Genomic DNA, 22,098 nt, shown 5'->3' with positions numbered 1-22,098 from the left:
AGACGCCGAACCCCCTCGGCTCGCCTCGGCGTCGCAGCTCTCGACGGCACCCGCTCCCTTCCGCCACCACCCACTCCTCGCGAGACGTTCCGGACGCTCCGACGCGGCGCCCGGGGCGGTGGTCCCGCGTCGCCGCCAAGGAGGCAGGCCGTTGAGCAAGCGTTACGACAAGCAGAAGCGCCGCACCCGTCGCTCCTTCGAATCCGGTGAGATCGTCGAGCTCCACGCAGGACCCGCCAGCGGAAAGTTCGAGCACGAGCGGGCGCTCGCTCCCATCAAGCCCCTCAACGCGACCCAGGCGGCCTACATCGCCGCCCTCCAGGCCAACCCGCAGACGATCGTGCTGGGGCCCGCCGGCACCGGCAAGACCTGGATCGCCGCCGCCCACGCCGCCGATCTCTACCGCCGGAGGCGGATCGGCCGCATCGTCCTCACCCGCCCCAACGTCCCCGCCGGTCGCTCGCTCGGCTTCTTCCCCGGCTCGCTGGAGGAGAAGTTCGCCCCCTGGGCCGCGCCGGTCGTCGAGACCATCCGCGAGCGGATCGGGCGCGGGGCCTTCGACATCGCGCTCAAGAACGGCGAGATCGAGATGGTGCCCTTCGAGGTGATGCGCGGGCGCTCCTGGTCGGACACGTTCGTGCTCCTCGACGAGGCGCAGAACGCCACGCTCCAGGAGATGAAGACCTTCCTCACCCGGCTCGGCGAGGATTGCACGGCGGTGATCAACGGCGACGTCTCGCAGTGCGACCTCAGGGAGACCTCCGGCCTCGCGCAGGTGATCGCCATGATTCGCGCGCAGGGCCTGCCGGTGCCGATCGTCGAGTTCGACGCCGACGACATCGTCCGCTCGGGCGTGTGCGCCATGTGGGTGCGGGCGTTCACGGCGCTCGAGGGGGCGCACGCGGTCTGAGGAACCGCACGAGGCCCGCCGGCGCGGCCCCGGCGCTCACGCCACCGCGGCGCTCTCGCCTTCGATCGCGTCGAGCGCCTTCACCACGGCGTCGAAGGTGAGCAGCGTCGAGGCGTGGCGGGCCTTGAATGCGCGCACGGGCTCCAGCACGGCGCAATCGGCCCAGGCGCCGGCGGGAGGCGGGCCGTCCTCCTTCAGCATCGCGCGCATCGCCTCGCGCAGCGCGCGCAGCCGATCGGGCGTCTCGCCGACGACGTGTCGCGCCATGATCGAGGACGCCGCCTGGCCGAGCGCGCAGGCCTTCACCTCGTGGCCGAAGTCCACGACGCGCCCGTCCGCGACGACGAGGTCGACCGTCACGGTCGACCCGCAGAGCCTGGAGCGCACGGTGGCGCTCGCCTGCGGCGCGGGAAGCCGGCCGAGCCGCGGGATGTCCGCCGCCAGCTCCAGGATCCGCGCGTTGTAGATGTCGTCGAGCATGGCAACGTCCGGCTCGTAATTTCCCCGTCGAGGTCCAATATAGGCCGTGTAGCCTCGGAGGGCGAGGGACACGGCGCGTCGGACCGAGCGCGGGCCGCGCGACCTTCGCTGCGGCCATGTGCCGCGAAGCGCCATCCGGGGCGCGCGCCGGCGCGTAAGCGTGGGCGTAAATCGAAGCGGGAGGCGCCACCATGGATGCCGTGGTTAAGACCTTGTCCGCGCGTGTGGATGAGCACGACGCCGGCGAGAAGACGATCATCAGGCCGAGCCGGGAGGAGGCGGAGGCGGCGGTGCGCACGCTCATCGCCTATGCCGGCGACGACCCGGATCGCGAGGGGCTGAAGGAGACGCCCAAGCGCGTCGCCAAGGCCTATCGCGAGCTCTTCGGCGGCTACGAGGAGGATGCCGGCGGCGTGCTCGCCAAGGTCTTCGAGGACGTCGAGGGCTACGGCGACATGGTGCTGGTGCGGGACATCCCGTTCCATTCGCACTGCGAGCACCACATGGTGCCGTTCCACGGCTCGGCCCACATCGCCTACTTCCCGTCCAAGGGCGTGGTCGGGCTCTCGAAGCTCGCCCGCGTCGTCGACGTCTTCGCGAAGCGCCTGCAGACGCAGGAGACGATGACCCAGCAGATCGCCGACGCCATCGACGACGCGCTGCGCCCGCGGGGCATCGCCATCCTGATCGAGGCCGAGCACATGTGCATGTCGATGCGTGGCGTGCGCAAGGCCGGCGCGTCGACGGTGACGACGGTCTTCACCGGCCTCTTCCGCGAGGAGCCCGCCGAGCAGGCCCGGTTCTTCACGCAGATCCGGCTCGGGAAGTGAAGCGGCGGGCCGCGCCTCGCGGCGCGGCCCGCCGTGTGCTCAGCCCCAGACGAAGACGGCGATGCCGAGGCTCGCGAGGGCGAGCCAAGTCGGCGTGTGGAAATTCCGCAGGCGGCGGGCGTTGAAGCCGTCGAACGGCGCCACGGCGATCGCCGTGTCGAAGACGAGGAGCGGCTTCCCGACGAACACGATCGCGGCCGCGACCGCGTCCACGCCCGGCGAAATGCCGGTTCCGCGCGCCGCCGATGCCGCGAGAACCAGAGCGGCGAGGGCGAGCGCGCTCGCCACCGCACCGCGGCCGAGCCGCCCGACGTGGTCGCGCGTGCGCCACCCGTCGCCGGCGGGGTAGACGTTGCCGGGCATCGGCATGGCACGCCCCAGCAGCAGCGCGATCGCAGCCGTGATCCCCCAGCCTCCCTCCCAGGCCCGGAACTCGAGCGCGCCGCCGCCCCGGCCGAACGCGACGCGCATGGCGCTCTCGCGGACGAGGAGGAGCACGGCGACGCCGACGAGGAACGCGAGCGCGGTCGTCGGGCTCGGAACGCCCGCATCGCCGGGCAGCAGCATGCCGCCGCCGAGCGAGAGAGCGAGCAGAGCGAATGCCGCATTGAGGAGGATGGCGACGGCGCGCGCGCGCATCGGCGCGGCGGGCGCGCGGTCGTGCACCTCTCCGTCCGCATGGGCGATCCACAGGAAATGTCCGGGATCGAGGACGACGCCCGTGCGCAGCCACAGCCAGGCGACGTCGAAAGGGCTCCAGCGCTTCGGCTGCGTGCGTGGGGTCCAGCGTCGGAAGCCGGCACCATGGAAGACGTTCGCCGATGCGGTGTTGAACCCTTCCACGTCCGTCACCACCGCGGTGCATCCGGCCTCGCGCAGGCGCCGCAGGCTCTCGCGCACCAGGCGCGACGCCAGCCCGAGGCCGCGTCGTTCGGGGTCCGTCATCAGCCACGCGATCATCCCCGCCTTCGTCCCGCCGGGCAGCACGATGATCCGCTCGAGCGAGACCGCGGCGATGCGGCCCTCGACGAGGGCTACGACGCCACCCTCTCGGCTCGGCACCGCGAACGACGCCTGCATGGCCGGGAACGCGCGCGCGGCGAGCGCGGCGACGTCCGCTCGATCGTCCGGGTGAAGCGCCCGCAGGACGATGGCGTCGCCGGATGCCTCGGTTCCAGTCGCCGCCACGGTCGCCTCCCGTTCCGCGCCTTCGCCTCCGTGCATCCTCGCAAGCGAGCCGCCCGGTTTCAACCTTCGGGCACCTTCGATGCGCCCGAGCGCCCGCGCGCGGCCTTGACGCGAGCGTCCGAACACCGCCACCTGTGCGCCCGGTCCTCGTCGAGGCCGGCCGCCTCACCCTCGGACGACCCCCATGCCGCACGCGACCTTCCCCACCGCCCCCGACGAGCACGCCCTCGAGGAGGGCGACATCCTCGCCCCGCGCTTCGGGCCGGACGGGCTCGTCAGCGCGATCGCGGTCGACGCGGACACGGGGGAGATCCTGATGCTCGCGCACATGAACGCCGAGGCGCTGGCGCGCACGCTCGAGACCGGCGAGGCCTGGTACTGGTCGCGCTCGCGCCGGGCGCTCTGGCACAAGGGGGCGACCTCGGGGCAGGTGCAGACGCTCGTCGAGATGCGGGTCGACTGTGACCAGGACGCGCTGCTCCTGCGCGTGCGCGTGGGGGGCGATGGCGGCTGCTGCCACACCGGCCGGCGGGCGTGCTTCTATCGCCGGGTCGTCCCGGGCGAGGGCGGGCCGCGGCTCGTTCCCGTTCCGGAGCCGTGAAGGCGCAGCCCTTCGAGCGACGCTTTTCGGGCGATCCGCCGCATCGATCCGCATTGCAGACGCGTTGTTCAAGTCTCCTTCATCGATCGAGGGAGACGATGCGGGACGGGCTCGAGGAGTGCGGCATGCTTTTGGGAGATTTGGCGCGGAGAGCCTTCGGGGCCGGAAGCATCGGCGAGACGGCGCTCGGCGTCGCTTCCTCGGCCGCGGCACCCGCCGCGCCCGCCGCCGGGGCGGTCTCCACGTCGTCGACCGGCACGCCCGCGCCCGTTCCCGAGGCGAAGCCGCAGCGCGGCTTGCGCAACCGCCTGAAGATCGGCATCGCGCTCGGCGGCGGCGCCGCGCGGGGCTGGTCGCACATCGGCGTGCTGCGGGTGCTCTCGGAGGCCGGCATCGAGCCCGACGTGATCGCCGGCTCCTCGATCGGCGCCGTCGTGGGCGGCTGCTACGCCGCCGGCAAGCTCGACGACGTCGAGGCCTTCGCGCGCGGCCTCACCAAGCGCCGGGTGCTCGGCCTCCTCGACTTCCACATCGGCGCCTCGGGGCTCATCGCCGGCCACCGGCTCAAGCGGCTGCTCGAGGTCGATCTCGGGGCCCTGCGCATCGAGGATCTGCCGCGCACCTTCGCGGCGATCGCAACCGAGCTCGGTACCGGCCACGAGGTCTGGCTGACCAAGGGTCCGCTGGTCCAGGCGGTGAACGCCTCCTACGCCCTGCCGGGCATCATCGACCCGGTCCGCATCGGCGGACGCCTGCTGATGGACGGCGCGTTGATCAACCCGGTGCCGGTGACGACGGCCCGCGCGCTCGGCGCGGATCTCGTCGTGTGCGTGAACCTCAACGGCGATTTGAAGTTGCGCGGCACGACGATCCAGTCGCTGGAGCCGCACCCGGAGGACGAGGAGGACGACGAGTTGGTCGAGGCGGTGATCGGGGAGCCGCGGCGCTGGGGCCTGTTCGGCCCGGTGCGGGGCGTTGCCGACCGGGTGCGCAACCGCCCGGCTCGCCCGCGCATCGGGCCGGGCGTGGCGAGCGTGATGATCGATGCCTTCAACATCACCCAGGACCGCATCTCGCGCTCGCGCCTCGCGGGGGACCCGCCGGACCTGATGGTGTCGCCGAAGCTCGGCGCCGTCGGCTTGTTCGAGTTCCACCGCGCCGCCGAGGCCATCGACCTCGGGGCGCAGGCGGCGCGGCGCGTGCTGCCCGACCTCCAAGAGCTCCTGGCCGAGGCCGAGCGCCAGCTTCCGCGCTGAGCGGGGTCAGGTCTGCGGGCAGGCCTCCCCGGTGTGCCGCCAATTCATCACGTTGATCGCGATCGTGCATTCCGCGAGCCGCCCGGAGAGGCAGACGCGCTCGCCGGGCTCGAAGGCCTGCCCGTAGGCGCGGCACATGCAGGCGTGCGGGCCGAGAAGCGGCTGCGCGAGCCGTGTCCCGTTGGGGGCGGAGGTGCGCACCGCCGGGGGCTCCTGCGCGTCCGCCGGGCCGGCGAGCGCCCCGAGGGCGAGGCCCGCGGCGCAGAGGAGCGGCAGCTTTCGGACGGGGCGGGCGAGGCCGGTCATCGACGCGTCTCCCTCGGCGAGGCGACGCGCCATGCTCCCGCCGCGGGTCGGCGCGTGTCAAGCGCCTGCGACGTCGCGACCGATTTCTCGTTTCGGGCGACCAGGCACGCCGATCCAGCGCGGCGTGCGCCGGGCCCACGCCTCGAACTCGTCCCCGAAGGCCTCGGCCAGCGCACGCTCCTCGGGTCGCACCACGAGGAGCGTCATGGCTGCGAGGTAGAGCCCGATACCGGCGCCGGCCGCCAGGGGCGACCAGAGCGCGAAGCTCGCGAGCGGGATCAGGAAGGCGAGATAGATCGGGTTGCGGCTCACCGCGAAGCTCCCGCTCGTCACGAGCCGGCGCGGATCGCCGAAGCTGGACGCGCGCAGGGCGAGCCCCATCTCGCGCTGGAGGAGAGCGACGAGGCCGATGAACAGCGCGCCCGCGCCGGCGAGCGCGAGGAGCCGCGGCGAAGGTCCCGCGAGATCGGCCGCGAGCCGCGGCGCCAGCGCGAGCGCGAGCCCGAAGGTCGCCGCCCAGGCCGCGCCGGCGACGAGCGCGCTGCGATGGGGCAGGGCGGAGGTGAGGGCCATGGGATCGGTCCTTGCGGCGACACGGGTCGGTACGCGCCATCCTGGCGCCCGAGCCCTGAAGGAAGGGTGGACGTGCGATCGGATCGCACCCGCGCTTGACCCCGGCGCGCGCCCGCGCACAATCCGCGCCCCGATCATCCGCCGCCGGAGCGCAACGATGCCGACCCCGATCTCCGCCTTCTCCCGTCTGGGCGAGGAGAACGCCTTCGCCGTCCTGGCGCGGGCGACCGCGCTCGCGCAGGCAGGCGCGGACGTGGTCAACCTCGGCATCGGCCAGCCGGACTTCGCCACGCCCGACCACGTCGTCGAGGCGGGTGTGAAGGCGCTGCGCGACGGGCACCACGGCTACACGCCGGCGACCGGTATTCTTCCCCTGCGCGAGGCGATCTGCGCCGACCTCGCCCGGCGCACGGGCGCCACGGTCGATCCCGATCGCGTGCTGGTCGTGCCCGGCGGCAAGGTCACCATGTTCATGGCGATCCTGATGCTGGGCGAGCCCGGCGCCGAGATCCTCTACCCGGACCCGGGCTTTCCGATCTACCGCTCGATGATCTCCTTCACCGGTGCGCGCCCGGTGCCGATCCCGGTCCGCGAGGAGAACGGCTTCGCGTTCTCCGCGGCGGAGACGCTGGCGCTGATCGGCCCGCGCACGCGCCTCGTCATCCTCAACTCGCCGGCGAACCCGACCGGCGGCGTCACGCCACGCGCCGAGATCGAGGCCCTCGTGGCGGGGCTCGCGGCGCACCCCCACGTCGTGATCCTCTCCGACGAGATCTACGGCTCGATGACCTACGACGGCGCCGAGCACGTCTCGCTGCTCTCGTTCCCGGAGATCCGCGACCGGCTGATCCATCTCGACGGGGCCTCGAAGACCTACGCGATGACCGGCTGGCGGCTCGGCTGGTCGGTGTGGCCCGACGGGCTCTACGAGGCGGCGCGCAAGCTCGCCGTGAACTCGTTCTCCTGTGTCAACGCCGCGACCCAGCACGCCGGCATCGCCGCGCTGACCGGCCCGCAGGACGCGGTCGACGCCATGATGGCCGCCTTCGACCGGCGCCGGCGGCTCGTGGTGGAGGGCCTGAACGCGCTGCCGGGCGTCTCCTGCGTGACGCCGCAGGGCGCCTTCTACGCCTTCCCGAACATCCGCGACACGGGGTGGGGCGCGAAGGCGCTGGCCTCCGCCCTGCTCGAGCGCGCGCACGTGGCGACGATCGGCGGGCCGGACTTCGGGGAGTACGGCGAGGGCTACCTTCGCTTGTCTTACGCCGCCTCCGAGAGCGCCATCGAGACGGCGCTCGGGCGGATCGGGCGGTTCCTGCGCGAGGAGCGGCCGTCGGCTTAGGCCGCCGTCGCGAGCCCGGCCCGCACTCGGATCGCGGCGCGCACGCACAGGAACAGCACGACCGCGTTGAGCACGTGCCAGAGGAAGTGCGTGCCGAGCGGCAGCCAGCCGCAGACGGCGACGTCGACCGAGCGGAAGACCAGCGAGAGCGCGAAGGTCGCCGCCGCCAGCAGGAGCGCCGTTCCGGCCGCGTGGGGTGTGACGACCTTTTCGAGGAAGGCGCGGGCGCGCGCGTCCTCGTCCTCCTCGCCGGCCCAGGCGCGGTTCTTGCGGTTGGCGAGCACGGTCTCGGCGCGGCGCGCCCGCAGCACGAGGAGCCCGCCGACGCCGATCAGCGCCAGCGCCGCCGGGAAGTAGGACACCGAGCCGTTGGCGTCCGCCTCCGGCCCGAAGAGCGCGCCCCAGGCGGCCGGGAATGCGGCGCTCGCGAGGAGGAAGAGGCCCGTCGCGATGCCCGCACCGAGCGCGCCGAGCCGCACGAAGCGCCGCATGGCGAGGAAGAAGAAGCCGTAGATGAACAGCGTGATCGGGACGACGTCGGCGAGGAGCGACCAGCGGTTCGCGAAGGTGTGGAACAGGAACGAGCCGATCCCCGTGGCCGCGACGATGGCGATCAGCACGAGCGCGTAGACGTCCCGGCCGGCCGCGCGGCGCCACAGTGCCAGCGCGACGACGGCGGCGACGAGGAAGGCCGCGTTCGAGACGGCGTTGACCGGCTCCGCCCAGAACCCCACGCCGGCGCGCTCGCAATAGAGGTCGATCGGGGCGCACCAGCCGGTCTCGTCCATGCGCGAGTCGCTCCCCCGGGAGATCGTGATTGCGACGAAAGTAGCAAGGTTCCGCCCGGCGAGGAAGTCGATGCCCGCGCCCTCCACAGGGACGCCCCGGCAGCCTTGACGTGCTCGCGCAGCCGGTTAGCAAGTTGGTTGAACGGGGCGGGGGAGACGCGATGCGGACGGAGGACGACGAGAGGCCGCTGGCCGACATCGTCAACGATCTCGATCCGGAGATCGTCCGGCAACGTGGCGCGCTCGCGGCGATGCTCGCGCTGCGGGAGCAGGCGCACCCTCTGCTCGAAGACCTCTGCGCCCGCCTGCGCGCGCAGACCGGCCTCGCCTGCGAGATCAGCCTGAAGTCGCCGGAATCTGCGAAGCAGAAGGCGTCGCGTCCGACGCTCCTGCGCGAGCGCCCGTGGTTCGCGCTGGCGCATCTGCGCGATTTCGTGCGCTTCCGCACGAGGCTGCGCTCGGTCGAGGACGCATTCCGTGTCCTGGATTTCTTCCGCGACGAGTTCGAGCGGGGGGACGTCGCAACGCCGGTGAAGATCGACTTCGGCAAATTCATCGCCGGTACGCGTTACGGCTGGCGCGTCATCGCCTGCGACATGCGGATCGCGCCCGGCATGCTGGTCGAGCACTACATGACCTACGAGGACCAGATCCGGCTGAGCGACATTGCGCTCCATGGTGTCTACCGGCGCTGGCGCAACGCGGGAGCCGAACTCACCCTGGCGCAGACCCGAGCGCGCGCACGCGATCTCGATCTGTGCCTCGCGAGCAACGACGCCGTCTTCAGGAAGACCGCCGCTGCGGACCCGGCGTTCCCGGAGAGTGAAGCGCTCGGTGCGAGGATGATGGAGCTGCAAGACAGCGTCGATGGGTCGAGCGTTCTCCTCGGCACGAGCCTCTCAGGCCATATATGGAGCTGGGCATGAGCGAAGTCGTCAAACCGCGAGCCGATTCGTGCGAAGCCTCTCGTGCGCTCGATGATGCAGCGTTAGATTTCCCCGCTGAGCGAGCAGATCTCGGATCTGCGACATCGTCATCTCGTCCACGCCGTCGGAGGGGAGCAGCGAGATGAAGTGCTCGCAGACGCTTCGAGCCTCGGCCAGGATGTCGGTGTCGTTAGCCCACACGGCGGGCAAGTAGTCGGACAGAAGAGCTTCCGTCCCGACGTCGGCGGGCTCCCACGTCCCATCCGGGTGCCGAAAAAGCGGCAGCGGAACCCCCTCGTCGAATGCCTCGACGAGCAGATCTCCCGTTTCGACGTGGACGAAGATCGCCATGCGGTGAGCAAGCCTCCCCTGTGGGCACACAGTCTAGCAACTCATGACCCGGCACGCCAGTTCGCATCCGTCGATGGGCGCCCGCACGCGCCCCTTGCCAATGGCGCACCCGTGACGGAATAAGTCGAGCGTCCCGCCCGATCCGTCAACCGCCCGACCCGACCCGAGGCCCCGATGCGCATCACGACCTGGAACGTCAACTCCATCCGGCAGCGCCAGGGGCATCTCCTCGACTTCCTGCGCGTCGAGGCGCCGGACGTCGTCTGCCTGCAGGAGCTCAAGACGACGCTCGACAACCTGCCGCGCGCGGAGATCGAGGATGCCGGCTACAACGTCGCGGCGGTGGGGCAGAAGGGCTTCAACGGCGTGGCGCTGCTCTCCAAGCACCCGATCGAGGACGTGCGCGAGGCGCTGCCCGGCGACGCCGAGGACCAGCAGGCGCGCTGGGTCGAGGGCGTGATCTCGATCGCGTCCGGTGTCGTGCGCGTCGCCTCGATCTACCTGCCGAACGGCAACCCGGTCGACAGCGAGAAGTATCCCTACAAGCTCGCCTTCATGGATCGGCTGATCGCGCATGCGCGCGAGCTGATGCGGCTCGAGGAGCCGCTCGTCCTCGCGGGCGACTACAACGTCATCCCGGAGCTGCGCGACGCCGCCGATCCGGCGGCCTGGGAGGGCGACGCGCTCTACCTGCCGCAGACCCGCGCCAGGTTCCGCGCACTGATGGCGCTGGGCCTCACCGACGCTCTTCGCGCCTGCGACGAGGCGCCGGGGCGCTACACGTTCTGGGACTATCAGGCCGGCGCCTGGCAGCGCGACAAGGGCATCCGCATCGACCACCTGCTGCTCTCGCCCCAGGCGGCGGACCGGCTGGAGGGCGTGACGATCCACAAGCAGGAGCGGGCGAAGGAGAAGCCGTCCGACCACGTGCCGGTTACGGTGCGGCTGAGGGCGTGAGAAGCCGGCGCGGCGGGCCTCCCCGCCGCGCCGGCGTTCGCCGTCAGTGCGCGGCGCCGCTCGCGGAAACGAGCACGACGTCGCCCGGCTCGCCGCCGACGGCGATGCGCCGCTCGACCGCCATCGTCGCCCCGTCGACGACGACGATCTCGCCGGCGGCCGGGTCCGTGACGACGACGTGCCCACCGGCGACCGAGATCCGCGGACGGACGACGCCCTGCTCCATGGTGTATCGATCGGTCACGGCGACCTCGCCCAGGATCGCACCCGTGAGCGCGTTGAGCTTCAGGAGCCGGCCGTCCTCGACGACGACCCACCCGGTGTCACCGGGATCGGCGTCGAGCGCGAAATGCATGCGCCGCGCCGGCAGCTGGACGAAGGCGAAACCGTCTTCCGCGCTCGGGTCGACGACGACCATGCCGTCGGGCCCGAAGTCGGCGAGGAAGCTGCGGAAGGCGACGGCGCCCTGGATGTTGCGCACCATGCGCTCGCCGCCGGGCTCGGCCGCATAGGCGTGGCGCCAGGCGCGCGGTGGGCTCGCCGCCGTGTCGACGAAGGCGACCGCGTCCGCGCAGCCGAAGGCGAGCACCGAGCCGCTCTGCCCCTCCCCGTGAAGGCGTGCGCACTCCGCCCGTACCAGCGGCGCGCCCTCGGCCCCGAGGAGCGACACGGCGACCGGCAGGCGCTCGCCTTCGGCGGGCACCGAGATCGCGAGCAAGCCACCGACGGGCTTCGCCAGGCCATGATGCGGGACGCCGGCCGAGATCGTTTCCACCGCCACGTCGGCTTCGGTCAGCTCGGCCTCGCCGATGAGCTGCGCCGCGCCGTCGTCGTCGAAGAAGACCGCGATCCGGCTCCCGTCTCGGTTGACGTGCGCCGGGCGGCCTCCCGTCAGTCTGGCCGGCAGGAGCGTCGGCGCTTCGAGCACGAGATCGGCATGATCGCCGTGATCCTCGAGCGACACGCCCGTGCCGATGAAGGCGACCGCGTCGCCGGTCGGCATCGACGCGACGATCGTCCCCGTCGTGGCCCCGCGATGCAGCCGCGCCGGCGCATCCATCGTGAATGTGCCGATCTGCTCGGCGCTCTCGATGTCGAAGGCCCGCACGGTCCCGTCGATCGCGTCGGCCACGAAGGCGCGCACCGCCGTCGGGGTGTCGTGGTCGTGCCCGTGATCGTGGTCGCCGTGCGCGAAGGCGGCCGGTGAGCAGGCGAGGGACAGCGCGAGCGCGAGGGGCGCCGTCCGAGCGCTGACTATCATGACGAGTCTCCTTGTGTTCGTCGCCCGCACGGTCGGCCGACGCCCGGCCTCGACCGTCGAGCGGACGCGAAGTACAGGTACGTTATAACATTACATTTGCCAAGGGATGATCCGTGCAAACGACCGCACCAGCCGACGCCCGCTTGCCCGTCACCGTGCTCTCCGGCTTCCTCGGAGCCGGCAAGACGACGCTCCTCAACCACGCACCGCGCTCGATTCGTGCCTTCTCGGCTCGGTGGTCGACGCGGGTTTCGACCCGGCCGCCTATCGCGATCTCGAGGATCCGTTCCCGGCCTGGGGGATGCGGGCGCCGTGAACGATGCTCGTCACGCGGTGGCGCGCCTGCGCGGCCTGCGGCGCGTCTCGCGAGCCGCCAGCGCCCGGCGCGCGGCGGCGAGCGCGAGGCGTCCATAGCGGGCGGCCTCGTCCGGGTCGTCCTGCGCGGCGTCGGGGAGCGACCGATAGCTCATCGTCGCGCGCGTCCCCTTCGACTCGTAGACGAAGGGGCGGGCGCCGGCTGCCTCGAAGGCGGGCTTCGTCTCGGCGTCCACCTTCAGGTAAAGCTCGCCACGGGCGACGAGCGCGACCATCGCCGCGCCCGCGTAGACGCCGAGCCCGCCGAACATGCGGCGCGTGCGGATGGGGGCGAACTCCGGCGCGGCGGCGAAGAGGTCCTGGATCGCCGCCTCGTCCATGGCGCGGAATGGCCACTCAGCGCGCGTCGGCGCGGTCGAGCTTCGCCGGCGAGAGGGCGACCGATTCGCCGCAGCCGCAGGCAGACGTCTGGTTGGGATTGTTGAAGACGAACTGGGCGGAGAGCTTGTCGACCTTGAAGTCCATCTCGGTGCCGAGCAGGAACAGCACCGCCTTGGGGTCGACGAAGACCTTGGCGCCCTTGTCCTCCACGACCTCGTCCCCCGGCTGGGGGCTGTCGACGAGGTCCATGACGTAGGCCATGCCGGCGCAGCCGCCGTTCTTCACGCCGACGCGCAGGCCCTCCACGGGCTTGCCGGACCCGGCCTTGCCGGACTTGCCGACGATCGTCTTGATTCGCTCCGCCGCCGCATCGGTCAGCGTCACGACCTTGAGATTCCCGAACATCCGCACGCTCTCCCACCGGGTTCAAGGCCCGGGCTTCGCGAGGTCTCGTCCGCCCAACATAATCACGACAGCGGCGCAGGTCGAGGGGCGGGAAAACGCCGAGGCGTGGTCAGGCGGCGCTGCCGCTGCGCCCGCGGCCCTCGCCGGGGCCGACGACGCTCAGGACGTCGATCACGAGCTCTCCCGGGGAGACCTCGGGATGATCCTCGAGCACGCGATAGAGCACGACGTACCCGTCGCGAACGGACCGGCGACGCAGCACCACAGAGCCTCGATGGAGCGGCCAACGGTAGGGTGTGTTCGGGAGGTCGTGGAGCGCGCTGGTGAGGGCAGAGAGCCGGGCCGCGGCCCCGGACCCCGCTCCCGGCTGTGTGAGCCAGAGGAACGCCCGCCCCAAGTCCGCCGTGGCGGGAGCGGTGAGCAGGAGGCGGCCGATCTTCACGAACGGGAGCGCTCAGGGGCCGTACGTCTCGATGACCCAGTCGGGGATCGGAGGTGCGCGCCCCTCGGCGAGGGCTTCCAGCACGGCCGCGGATTCCTCCGCACCGAGCACGTCGCCGGCCTCGCTCGCCCGCAGCCCCTCCTCGATCAGTGCGTTCAAGTACGCGAGCTGCGCCCGCCGCCCCTCCGGCGAATCCGGCGGATGCCCGCCCGAGGAGCCGGGCTCCTGGGCGACGCAGTCGAGCGCCTCCAGCAGGTCCGGATCGCTCAGGTCGAACGCATCCACATCGAACGGCGTCTGCGGCCTCTCCCCGAAGCCTCCGCCCGGCGTGCGCTTGGTCATCTACCGTCCCTCCGTGGCAATGGAGAGATCATGCACCAGAACGAACGCGAACGCAATCCAGATCGCGTCTCCTCGACTGATACACGTGGCGCGCGAAGATCGGCTCACCACATGTCGAGCGCGACGCGGGCCTCGTCGGACATGCGGCTCTGGTCCCACGGCGGGTCGAAGACGATCTGCACGTCGACCTCCTGGACGCCCTGAACGGCCGAGACCGCGTTCTCCACCCAGCCCGGCATCTCGCCCGCGACCGGGCAGCCGGGCGAGGTGAGCGTCATGTCGATGGCGACCTTGCGCTCGTCGGATATCTCGACGCGGTAGATCAGGCCGAGTTCGTAGATGTCGGCGGGGATCTCCGGATCGTAGACCGTCTTGAGCGCCGCGACGATGTCGTCGGTGAGGCGATCGATCTCCTCCGGCGGCAGGCCGGAGCCGCCCGCCTCGCCGGTGGTGGCGACCTGCGGCTCGTTGGGGTGGGGCGTGTCCGTCACGGGGGTCTCGCTCATCGGGGGAATTCCTCGCGTCAGGCGAACAGGGTCTCGGCCTTGCGCAACGCGTCGACGAGCATATCGACTTCCTCGCGCGTGTTGTAGAGGCCGAACGACGCCCGGCAGGTGGAGGTGACGCCGAAGCGCTGCAGGAGCGGCATGGCGCAATGCGTGCCCGCGCGCACCGCGACGCCCTGCCGGTCGATGACCGTGGCGACGTCGTGGGCGTGCGCGCCCTTCATCTCGAAGGAGAAGATCGCGCCCTTGTCCCGCGCCTGGCCGATCAGGCGGATGGAGTTCATCTCGCCGAGCCGCGCCTTGGCGTAATCGCGCAGCATCGTCTCGTGCGCGACGATGTTCCCGCGCCCGAGCGCCGTCATGTAGCGCAACGCCGCGCCGAGCCCGATCGCCTCCAGGATCGCGGGCGTGCCGGCCTCGAAGCGGTGGGGCGGCTCGTTGTAGGTGACGCCGTCGGTCGTCACGGTCTCGATCATCTCGCCGCCGCCCTCGAAGGGCGGCATGCGGTCGAGCCATGCCTTCTTGCCGTAGAGCACGCCGATGCCGGTGGGGCCGTAGAGCTTGTGGCCGGTCATGACGAAGAAGTCGGCGTCGAGCGCCCGGACGTCGACCTCCATGTGCACCGCCGACTGCGCGCCGTCGACGAGCACCGGGATGCCGCGGGCGTGCGCCGCCTCGATGATCGCACCCATCGGTGTGATGGTGCCGAGCGCGTTCGACATCTGCGTGACCGCGACCATCTTCGTGCGCGGGCCGAGCAGTTTCTCGTACTCCTCGAACAGGAACTCGCCCTCGTCGGAGACCGGCACCCACTTGATCACGGCGCCCTTGCGCTCGCGAAGGTAGTGCCAGGGCACGATGTTGGAGTGGTGCTCCATGATCGAGAGCACGATCTCGTCGCCCTCGCCGATGCCGTGCTCCCCGCCCATCCGCCCGAAGCAGTCGGCGACGAGGTTGTAGGCGGCGGTGGCGTTGCGGGTGAAGACGATCTCGTCGGTGGAGCCGGCGTTGAGGAAGTCCCGCACGGTCGCGCGCGCGGCCTCGAACCCCTCGGTGGCGACGTTCGCCATGTAGTGCAGGCCGCGGTGGACGTTGGCGTAGCCCGTCTCCATGGCGTGCGACATGGCCTCGATCACCGCCTTCGGCTTCTGGGCCGAGGCGGCGTTGTCGAGGTAGACGAGCGGCCGGCCGTAGACCTGCTGCGCGAGGATCGGGAAGTCCCGCCGCACGGCCTCGACATCGTAGGGGAGGGCGGTCGTCTTCGTGTCCATGGTTCGCCTCCGAAACCCCTCTCCCGGGCGGGAGAGGGGCAGGGGTGAGGGGGTCAGCCGCGCGCCTTCAGCCAGGCCTCGACGATGCCCATCAGGGCCTCGCCGACGAGCTCGTCGTCGAGGCCCTCCTCGACGGCCTCGCCGAGGAAGGACTCGATGAGCAGCGCCTCCGCCTCCGGCCGCGGCAGGCCGCGGGCCATGAGGTAGAACAGGAGGTCGTCGTCGAGCTGCCCGCAGGTGGCGCCGTGGGCACACTGCACGTCGTCGGCGAAGATCTCGAGCTCGGGCTTGTTCATCATCGTGCCCTCCTCCGAGAGGAGGACGGCGGCCGACATCATCTTGCCGTCGGTCTTCTGCGCGGCCGGCGCGACGTTGATGCGCCCCTGGAACACGCCGGTGCCACGCCCGTCGATGGCGTGCTTGAACAGCTCGCGGCTCTCGCAGCCCGTGGCCAGATGATCGACCACGAGCGTCGTGTCGGCGTGCTGGTCGCCAGACAGCATCGTCGCGCCGCGCACCGCTCCGTGCGAGTCCGCGCCCGCGAAGGTCATCCAGACCTGGTGGCGCGAGACCGCGGAGCCGGCGACCACGTTGCGGGTGCCGAACGCGACCTCCGCGCCGAGATGCGCCGTGATGGTCGAGAGTGCCAGCGCCTTGTCGCCGTTGGCGTCGAGCCGTACGTGCGCGACCTTCGCCCGGTCGCCGACGACGAACTCGACGACGGAATTGGGCTGATGCGCGACGCCGTGCGCGCTCTCGTGCGTCTCGAGCAGCGAGATCGCCGCGTCCGGCTCCACCACGACGAGGACGCGCGTGGCGGTCGCCGCCGGACGCGCGCACGCCGTGACGAAGCGCAGCGCGACCCGCCCCTCGACGGCGCCGGTGACGTGCAGCACGACGCCGTCCGTCATGAAGGCGGCGTTGAGCGCGTAGGCGGCGTTGCCCTCGGCGTCCGTCACGGCGCCGAGCTTCGCCAGCAGCGGATGTCCCTCGGCCAGCGCCTCGGCCAGCGGCACGGCCGTCACGCCGGCGGGCATCGCGTCCGCCGTGGCGAGGTGTCCGTCGACGAAGGCGATCGTCGCGGGCGCGGCGGCGGCGAAGACGCTCTCGACCGAGAGCGCCCGCGCGACGTCGGCCTCCGACGGCTTCTCGGCGAGCGGCGCGACCTCGCGCATCAGCGCGCGCAGATCGGTGTACTTCCACTCCTCGACGCGGCGATGAGGCAGGCCCTTCTCCGCGAAGCGGTGGAAGGCGTCCTCGCGCGAGCGCGCGTCGCCGGGGAGCAGGCTCTTCGAGCGCGCGAAGAGATCGGCGAGCGCCGTCTCCGCGGGCGTCTTCAGGGTGGCGACCTCGGCCATCACGCGGCCTCCTGGGCCTTGTAGTCGGCGTAGCCGCTCGCCTCGAGCTCGAGGGCGAGCTCCTTGCCGCCCGAGCGCATGATCCTGCCGTTGGCCATCACGTGCACCGTGTCGGGCACGATGTAGTTGAGGAGCCGCTGGTAGTGGGTGATGACGAGAAAGGCGCGCTTGTCCGACTTCAGCGCGTTGACGCCCTCCGAGACGACGCGCAGCGCGTCGATGTCGAGCCCGGAATCCGTCTCGTCGAGGATGCACATGCGCGGCTGGAGCAGCGCCATCTGGAGGATCTCCATGCGCTTCTTCTCGCCGCCGGAGAAGCCGACGTTGAGCGCGCGCTTGAGCATGTCGCGCGGGATCTCGAGCCTGGCGGCGGCCTCCTGGACGGCCTTCATGAACTCGGGCGTGGTCAGCTCGGTCTCCTCGCGGGCGCGGCGCTGGGCGTTGAGCGCGGCCTTGAGGAAGGTCATCGTGGCGACGCCGGGGATCTCGAGCGGATACTGGAAGGCCAGGAACACGCCGGCGGCGGCGCGCTCGAAGGCCTCCATCTCGAGGATGTTCTCGCCGTCGAGCAGGATCTCGCCGTCGAGGATCTCGTAGTCCTCCTTGCCGGCGATGATGTAGGAGAGCGTCGACTTGCCGGACCCGTTCGGGCCCATGATGGCGGCGGTCTCGCCGTCGTTCACGGTGAGGGTCAGGCCGTCGAGGATGCGCTTGCCCTCGATCTCGGCGACGAGGTTCTTGATTTCGAGCATAACGTGGGGTCCGTCCGTTCAGATTGCTTGGTAGCCGGTCGGTGGGAGCGCGGCGAGGACCGGGCCTCGCGCGCTCGGCCGCGGCCGGGCCGGCGACGATCGGCGAGGGCGATCAGCCCACCGAGCCCTCGAGCGAGATCGCGATCAGCTTCTGCGCCTCGACCGCGAATTCCATCGGCAGCTTCTGGATGACGTCCTTGACGAAGCCGTTGACGATGAGCGCGGTCGCCTCCTCCTCGTCGAGGCCGCGCTGCATGCAGTAGAACAGCTGGTCCTCGGAGATCTTGGAGGTGGTCGCCTCGTGCTCGAAGACCGCCGACGCGTTCTTCGACTCGATGTAGGGCACGGTGTGCGCGCCGCACTGATTGCCGATGAGCAGGCTGTCGCAGTTCGTGAAGTTGCGCGCGCCCGACGCCTTGCGATGCGCCGAGACGAGGCCGCGATAGGTGTTCTGCGAGCGGCCCGCCGAGATGCCCTTCGAGATGATCCGCGAGGTCGTGTTCTTGCCCAGATGGATCATCTTCGTGCCCGAATCGACCTGCTGCATGCCGTTCGACACCGCGATCGAGTAGAACTCGCCGCGCGAGCCGTCGCCGCGCAGGATGCAGGACGGGTACTTCCAGGTGATGGCCGAGCCGGTCTCGACCTGGGTCCAGGTGATGACCGAGTTCTTGCCGCGGCAGTCGCCGCGCTTGGTGACGAAGTTGTAGATGCCGCCCTTGCCGTTGGCGTCGCCCGGGTACCAGTTCTGCACGGTCGAGTATTTGATCTCCGCGTCGTCGAGCGCGATCAGCTCGACCACGGCGGCGTGCAGCTGGTTCTCGTCGCGCTGGGGTGCCGTGCAGCCCTCGAGGTAGCTCACGTAGGACCCCTCGTCGGCGATGATCAGCGTGCGCTCGAACTGGCCGGTGTTCTTCTCGTTGATGCGGAAGTAGGTTGACAGCTCCATCGGGCAGCGCACGCCCTTGGGCACATAGACGAACGTTCCGTCCGTGAACACGGCGCAGTTGAGCGTCGCGAAGAAGTTGTCCGTAACCGGCACGACCGTACCGAGATACTTCTTCACCAATTCGGGATATTCGCGGATCGCTTCCGAGATCGAACAGAAGATCACGCCCGCCGCCGACAGCTCCTTGCGGAACGTCGTGGCGACCGAGACCGAATCGAACACCGCGTCCACCGCCACCCGGTTCTGCGGCTCGACGCCGGCGAGCATTTCCTGCTCGCGCAGCGGGATGCCGAGCTTCTCGTAGGCCTTGAGGATCTCGGGATCGACCTCGTCGAGCGACTTCGGCGCCGCGTTCATCTTCGGCGCAGCGTAGTAGTAGATGTCGTTGTAATCGATCTTTTCGTAGGACACCCGCGCCCAGTTCGGCTCCTGCATGGTGAGCCAGCGCTTGTAGGCGTCGAGACGCCAGTCGAGCATCCACTGCGGCTCGTCCTTCTTGGCCGAGATGAAGCGGATGATGTCCTCGTTGAGCCCCTTGGGAGCCTTGTCGACCTCGAGGATCGTCTCGAACCCGTACTTGTACTGATCGACGTCGATGGCCTTGACGCGATCGATCGTCTCCTGAACTGCCGGCATCGTCACCCTCCTCTCACGGTTTCAAGGACCGCGGAACGGTTACCCTCACGAACCAAACGCCTTCACGCCGCCTTCGATCGGCGTGCGCGCCTTTCCTCTACGTCTTCGAGAACGGACGCGAAACGGATCACGGCCTCGTCACGCGTCGCGTAGCCGCACGACAGGCGCAGAGCGCCCCCGGCGAGGGCCGGATCCACGCCCATGGCGTCGAGCACGTGCGAGCGCCTGACCTTGCCCGACGAGCAGGCCGAGCCCGAGGAGAGCGCGACGCCGCCGAGATCGAAGGCGATGAGCGCCGTCTCGGCCCGAAGGCCGGGGACGGCGAAGAGAATCGTGTTGGGCAGGCGCGGCGCGCCCTCCCCGAAGATCACGGCGCCCGGCGCCGTCCGGCGGATCGCGGCCTCGAAGGCCGGGCCCAGCGCCGCGAGCCGCGCGCTCTCGGCGGCGAGCCCCTCGCGGGTGGCCCGCGCCGCCGCGCCGAAGGCGACGAGGGCGGGCACGTTCTCGGTCCCCGCGCGATGGCCGCGCTCCTGCCCGCCGCCGCGCAGGAGCGGGTCGACGGCGATCGCGCCGGATGCGAGCACCAGCGCGCCCGCGCCCTGCGGGCCGCCGATCTTGTGGGCCGACAGCGTCAGCGCGTCGACCCCGAGCGCGCGGATCGACACCAGGACGCGCCCGGGCGCCTGGACGGCGTCCGTATGGATCGCCGCGCCGTGGGCGTGGGCGATCCGCGCAGCCTCGGCGACCGGTTGGATCACGCCTGTCTCGCCATTGGCGAGCTGGAGCGACACCAGCGCCCTGCGCGGCGCGAGCGCCGCGAGCCGCGCCTCCAGCCAGGCGAGATCGACGAGGCCGTCCGCGGACAGCGGGATGCGCTCGACCGCGTCCGGCGCGAAGCGATGGCCGTCGAGCACGCAGGGGTGCTCGCCGGCACCGACGAGCAGCACCTCCGCCCGCGGCGCACCCACCGGGCCCAGCCCGGGGGAGAGCGCGAGGGCGTTCGCCTCCGTGCCGCCGCTCGTGAAGACGACGGTGTCCGGCGCGGCGTCGACGAGCCCGGCCACCTCGGCGCGGGCCGCCTCGACCGCGGCGCGGGCGGCGCGCCCCTCGCCGTGGACGGAGGAGGCGTTGCCGGTGCGCGCGAGCGCCTCGACGAGCGCGCGCGCCGCCTCCTCCCGCAGGGGGGCGGTCGCGTTCCAGTCGAGATAGAGGCGCGCCTCTCGGTCCATTCCCGTGTCGATCTCCGTCGGCTCCGCCACCCCCCGCCGCGAGCGCCGCGAGCGCGCGTTTCGGACGAAAGCCTTGCTCTTCACCCCGCCTGCCGTGCTACAGCCTGCGGACCACATCACGATGGTCCCCAGCGGACCGCCGGCGACGCCCTCTTTAGAACGGTTCTAAGCGGTTAGAATTATTCTAAGAGTGATTTAGGGAAGCATCCCGCGGCAAGTCAAGGCTCGCCGACGCGTTTTCCGGCGCGGCGGCGGGCGCGCCCGCCGGGGGAGCGCGTTCCGGGCCGGCGGCCGCGGCCGTGGCGACCCGTGTCGAGAGGACGAGGCATGCCAGAGGTAATTTTCGCCGGCCCCGCCGGTCGGCTCGAGGGCCGCTACCAGCCCTCCAAGAAGAAGGGCGCGCCGATCGCGATCGTGCTGCACCCGCACCCGCAGTTCGGCGGGACGATGAACAATCAGATCGTATACAACCTCTACTATGATTTCGTGCAGCGCGGCTTCTCGGTCCTGCGCTTCAACTTCCGCGGCGTCGGGCGCTCGCAGGGCGCCTTCGACCACGGCGCGGGCGAACTCTCGGACGCCGCCGCGGCGCTCGACTGGGCCCAGTCGGTCAACCCGGACGCCCGCTCCTGCTGGATCGCGGGCGTGTCCTTCGGCGCCTGGATCGGCATGCAGCTCCTGATGCGCCGGCCGGAGATCGAGGGCTTCGTCTCGATCGGCGCCATGGCCAACCGCTACGACTTCACGTTCCTCGCGCCGTGCCCCTCCTCGGGCCTGTTCGTGCACGGCTCGGAGGATCGCGTCGCGCCGGTCAAGGAGGTCATGAGCGTCATCGAGAAGGTGAAGACGCAGAAGGGCATCCAGATCGAGCACGCGGTGATCGAGGGCGCGAACCACTTCTTCGACGGCCGCATCGAGGAGCTGATGGAGGCGGTCGGCGGCTATCTCGACGGGCGCGTCGGCCCCAAGACCGAGGAGGCCGCACGGCAGCCGGCTCCCGCCGTGCCGAGCGAGGAGGCGGACGCCGCGGCCGCTCAGAGCGCGCTGCCCGCGGCCGAGACGCCGCGCGAGGACGGCGAAGGCTGAGCCGCGCCGCGCCTCACGCGCGGAGCAGGTCGTCGAGGTCGAGCCGGCGCGTCGTCATCGCGAGGCCGCCATCCGCGTCGCGCGGCCATTCGTCCTCGGGCCGGTCCCGGTAGAGCTCGATGCCGTTGCCGTCCGGGTCCTCCAGGTAGAGCGCCTCGCTGACGCCGTGGTCCGACGCGCCGACGAGGGGCACGCCCGCCGCCAGGACCCGCCGCAGCGCGGCCGCGAGGTCCGCGCGGGTCGGGTAGACGATGGCGAGGTGGAACAGGCCGGTCGTCCCCGGCGCGGGGCGCGCGCCGCCGCGGCTCTGCCAGGTGTTGAGCCCGATGTGATGATGGTAGCCGCCCGCGGAGAGGAAGGCGGCGTCGCGGCCGCGGCGCTGCGTGACGGAAAAGCCGAGCACGTCGCGGTAGAAGCCGATGGCGCGCTCCAGGTCGGCGACCTTCAGGTGGACATGCCCGATTCGCGCACCGGGTGCGATCGTGCCGTCGGCCGAGGTGGCGGCGAGGGCGCCGCGGGCAGGGGAGGCGGGTTCGTTGCTCATGTGCGGATCATGCTCCTGGTTTACCGCTGACGCAATTGCACGGATGCAAGAACGTCCCGCACATCCGGGCTGGCCCGGGTTGCGGTCCGCCCTTGTGCGGCGCACAATCGCCG

26 protein-coding genes and 1 pseudogene are annotated in these 22,098 nt (G+C 71.1%); 9 read left to right on the top strand and 18 right to left on the bottom strand.

Annotation, left to right across the window (positions count from 1 at the left end; all coding sequences use genetic code 11):
• Positions 1 to 211: 211 nt before the first annotated feature.
• The gene (locus tag AB9M23_RS15900; protein WP_372425568.1) at positions 212 to 910 is read left to right on the top strand and encodes a PhoH family protein; all 699 of its coding nucleotides are present in this window, start codon (positions 212 to 214) and stop codon (positions 908 to 910) included.
• Between the two features lie 36 nt (positions 911 to 946).
• On the opposite strand, the gene AB9M23_RS15895 is transcribed toward AB9M23_RS15900, so the two are convergent.
• A complete protein-coding gene (locus tag AB9M23_RS15895; protein ID WP_372425544.1) occupies positions 947 to 1,390 on the bottom strand; it encodes an iron-sulfur cluster assembly scaffold protein in 444 nt (147 codons plus the stop codon).
• 191 nt (positions 1,391 to 1,581) lie between these two features.
• Here AB9M23_RS15895 and folE point away from each other — a divergent pair, with 191 nt between their 5' ends.
• Positions 1,582 to 2,220: a GTP cyclohydrolase I FolE gene (folE, locus tag AB9M23_RS15890; protein WP_372425543.1), complete on the top strand. Its 639-nt coding sequence runs from the start codon at positions 1,582 to 1,584 to the stop codon at positions 2,218 to 2,220.
• A gap of 39 nt (positions 2,221 to 2,259) precedes the next feature.
• On the opposite strand, the gene AB9M23_RS15885 is transcribed toward folE, so the two are convergent.
• A complete protein-coding gene (locus AB9M23_RS15885; RefSeq protein WP_372425542.1) occupies positions 2,260 to 3,408 on the bottom strand; it encodes a GNAT family N-acetyltransferase in 1,149 nt (382 codons plus the stop codon).
• 184 nt (positions 3,409 to 3,592) lie between these two features.
• On the opposite strand from AB9M23_RS15885, the gene hisI reads away from it, so the two are divergent.
• Positions 3,593 to 4,009 carry a phosphoribosyl-AMP cyclohydrolase gene (hisI, locus tag AB9M23_RS15880; protein ID WP_372425541.1) on the top strand — a complete coding sequence of 139 codons (417 nt, stop codon included), beginning with the start codon at positions 3,593 to 3,595 and terminating at the stop codon, positions 4,007 to 4,009.
• 125 nt (positions 4,010 to 4,134) lie between these two features.
• Entirely contained in the window at positions 4,135 to 5,265 is a 1,131-nt protein-coding gene (locus tag AB9M23_RS15875) for a patatin-like phospholipase family protein (protein WP_372425540.1), read from the top strand.
• 6 nt (positions 5,266 to 5,271) lie between these two features.
• Here the strand turns inward: AB9M23_RS15875 and AB9M23_RS15870 are convergent, their stop codons facing one another.
• Together AB9M23_RS15870 and AB9M23_RS15865 are read right to left on the bottom strand one after the other, a co-directional pair.
• Positions 5,272 to 5,571 (bottom strand): hypothetical protein, encoded by a 300-nt coding sequence (locus AB9M23_RS15870; RefSeq protein ID WP_372425539.1) that lies wholly within the window; start codon positions 5,569 to 5,571, stop codon positions 5,272 to 5,274.
• A 57-nt stretch (positions 5,572 to 5,628) separates the two neighbouring features.
• The gene (locus tag AB9M23_RS15865; RefSeq protein ID WP_372425538.1) at positions 5,629 to 6,144 is read right to left on the bottom strand and encodes a methyltransferase family protein; all 516 of its coding nucleotides are present in this window, start codon (positions 6,142 to 6,144) and stop codon (positions 5,629 to 5,631) included.
• A gap of 157 nt (positions 6,145 to 6,301) precedes the next feature.
• Between AB9M23_RS15865 and AB9M23_RS15860 the strand changes: the two genes are divergently transcribed.
• Positions 6,302 to 7,486, top strand: coding sequence for a pyridoxal phosphate-dependent aminotransferase (locus AB9M23_RS15860; protein ID WP_372425537.1), 1,185 nt, complete (start codon positions 6,302 to 6,304; stop codon positions 7,484 to 7,486).
• On the opposite strand, the gene AB9M23_RS15855 is transcribed toward AB9M23_RS15860, so the two are convergent.
• On the bottom strand, positions 7,483 to 8,274 hold the full coding sequence (locus tag AB9M23_RS15855) for a hypothetical protein (RefSeq protein WP_372425536.1): 792 nt from the start codon (positions 8,272 to 8,274) through the stop codon (positions 7,483 to 7,485). The two genes, AB9M23_RS15860 and AB9M23_RS15855, sit on opposite strands and share 4 nt — an antisense overlap.
• Before the next feature lie 161 nt (positions 8,275 to 8,435).
• Here AB9M23_RS15855 and AB9M23_RS15850 point away from each other — a divergent pair, with 161 nt between their 5' ends.
• Positions 8,436 to 9,200, top strand: a complete 765-nt coding sequence (locus AB9M23_RS15850; protein ID WP_372425535.1) for a nucleotidyltransferase family protein — start codon at positions 8,436 to 8,438, stop codon at positions 9,198 to 9,200.
• A 9-nt stretch (positions 9,201 to 9,209) separates the two neighbouring features.
• Here the strand turns inward: AB9M23_RS15850 and AB9M23_RS15845 are convergent, their stop codons facing one another.
• Entirely contained in the window at positions 9,210 to 9,551 is a 342-nt protein-coding gene (locus AB9M23_RS15845) for a hypothetical protein (protein ID WP_372425534.1), read from the bottom strand.
• A gap of 174 nt (positions 9,552 to 9,725) precedes the next feature.
• On the opposite strand from AB9M23_RS15845, the gene xth reads away from it, so the two are divergent.
• Positions 9,726 to 10,508 (top strand): exodeoxyribonuclease III, encoded by a 783-nt coding sequence (xth, locus tag AB9M23_RS15840; RefSeq protein ID WP_372425533.1) that lies wholly within the window; start codon positions 9,726 to 9,728, stop codon positions 10,506 to 10,508.
• A gap of 43 nt (positions 10,509 to 10,551) precedes the next feature.
• Here xth and AB9M23_RS15835 read toward each other — a convergent pair whose 3' ends face one another.
• The gene (locus AB9M23_RS15835; RefSeq protein ID WP_372425532.1) at positions 10,552 to 11,769 is read right to left on the bottom strand and encodes a hypothetical protein; all 1,218 of its coding nucleotides are present in this window, start codon (positions 11,767 to 11,769) and stop codon (positions 10,552 to 10,554) included.
• Between the two features lie 113 nt (positions 11,770 to 11,882).
• On the opposite strand from AB9M23_RS15835, the pseudogene AB9M23_RS15830 reads away from it, so the two are divergent.
• Positions 11,883 to 11,972, top strand: a pseudogene (locus tag AB9M23_RS15830) (GTP-binding protein); the annotation flags it as partial.
• Positions 11,973 to 12,095: 123 nt separating this feature from the next.
• On the opposite strand, the gene AB9M23_RS15825 reads toward AB9M23_RS15830, so the two are convergent.
• From AB9M23_RS15825 to AB9M23_RS15780, 10 genes are all read right to left on the bottom strand, one after another.
• Positions 12,096 to 12,464, bottom strand: a complete 369-nt coding sequence (locus AB9M23_RS15825) for a TfoX/Sxy family protein (RefSeq protein ID WP_372425531.1) — start codon at positions 12,462 to 12,464, stop codon at positions 12,096 to 12,098.
• Positions 12,465 to 12,480: 16 nt separating this feature from the next.
• Positions 12,481 to 12,870 (bottom strand): Fe-S cluster assembly scaffold SufA, encoded by a 390-nt coding sequence (gene sufA, locus AB9M23_RS15820; RefSeq protein WP_372425530.1) that lies wholly within the window; start codon positions 12,868 to 12,870, stop codon positions 12,481 to 12,483.
• 109 nt (positions 12,871 to 12,979) lie between these two features.
• On the bottom strand, positions 12,980 to 13,132 hold the full coding sequence (locus AB9M23_RS15815; RefSeq protein WP_372425529.1) for a hypothetical protein: 153 nt from the start codon (positions 13,130 to 13,132) through the stop codon (positions 12,980 to 12,982).
• Between the two features lie 192 nt (positions 13,133 to 13,324).
• Positions 13,325 to 13,654: a hypothetical protein gene (locus AB9M23_RS15810; RefSeq protein ID WP_372425528.1), complete on the bottom strand. Its 330-nt coding sequence runs from the start codon at positions 13,652 to 13,654 to the stop codon at positions 13,325 to 13,327.
• Positions 13,655 to 13,758: 104 nt separating this feature from the next.
• The gene (locus tag AB9M23_RS15805; protein ID WP_372425527.1) at positions 13,759 to 14,160 is read right to left on the bottom strand and encodes an SUF system Fe-S cluster assembly protein; all 402 of its coding nucleotides are present in this window, start codon (positions 14,158 to 14,160) and stop codon (positions 13,759 to 13,761) included.
• A gap of 17 nt (positions 14,161 to 14,177) precedes the next feature.
• Positions 14,178 to 15,431 (bottom strand): aminotransferase class V-fold PLP-dependent enzyme, encoded by a 1,254-nt coding sequence (locus AB9M23_RS15800; protein WP_372425526.1) that lies wholly within the window; start codon positions 15,429 to 15,431, stop codon positions 14,178 to 14,180.
• 53 nt (positions 15,432 to 15,484) lie between these two features.
• Positions 15,485 to 16,789: a Fe-S cluster assembly protein SufD gene (gene sufD, locus AB9M23_RS15795; RefSeq protein ID WP_372425525.1), complete on the bottom strand. Its 1,305-nt coding sequence runs from the start codon at positions 16,787 to 16,789 to the stop codon at positions 15,485 to 15,487.
• Complete coding sequence (sufC, locus tag AB9M23_RS15790; RefSeq protein WP_372425524.1) at positions 16,789 to 17,541, bottom strand: Fe-S cluster assembly ATPase SufC; 753 nt, start codon at positions 17,539 to 17,541, stop codon at positions 16,789 to 16,791. Before sufC ends, sufD begins: the two co-directional genes overlap by 1 nt.
• A gap of 112 nt (positions 17,542 to 17,653) precedes the next feature.
• The gene (gene sufB / locus AB9M23_RS15785; RefSeq protein WP_372425523.1) at positions 17,654 to 19,126 is read right to left on the bottom strand and encodes a Fe-S cluster assembly protein SufB; all 1,473 of its coding nucleotides are present in this window, start codon (positions 19,124 to 19,126) and stop codon (positions 17,654 to 17,656) included.
• 62 nt (positions 19,127 to 19,188) lie between these two features.
• On the bottom strand, positions 19,189 to 20,355 hold the full coding sequence (locus tag AB9M23_RS15780) for a cysteine desulfurase family protein (protein ID WP_372425522.1): 1,167 nt from the start codon (positions 20,353 to 20,355) through the stop codon (positions 19,189 to 19,191).
• A gap of 327 nt (positions 20,356 to 20,682) precedes the next feature.
• Here AB9M23_RS15780 and AB9M23_RS15775 point away from each other — a divergent pair, with 327 nt between their 5' ends.
• Entirely contained in the window at positions 20,683 to 21,441 is a 759-nt protein-coding gene (locus tag AB9M23_RS15775) for an alpha/beta hydrolase (protein WP_372425521.1), read from the top strand.
• 13 nt (positions 21,442 to 21,454) lie between these two features.
• On the opposite strand, the gene AB9M23_RS15770 is transcribed toward AB9M23_RS15775, so the two are convergent.
• Positions 21,455 to 21,985 (bottom strand): VOC family protein, encoded by a 531-nt coding sequence (locus AB9M23_RS15770; protein ID WP_372425520.1) that lies wholly within the window; start codon positions 21,983 to 21,985, stop codon positions 21,455 to 21,457.
• Between the last annotated feature and the right edge of the window lie 113 nt (positions 21,986 to 22,098).

The organism is Salinarimonas chemoclinalis (assembly GCF_041514305.1).
Lineage (GTDB): Bacteria > Pseudomonadota > Alphaproteobacteria > Rhizobiales > Beijerinckiaceae > Salinarimonas > Salinarimonas chemoclinalis.
Note: the sequence above shows the minus strand (reverse complement) of the source record. Positions and strands in the feature narration are given on the sequence as shown.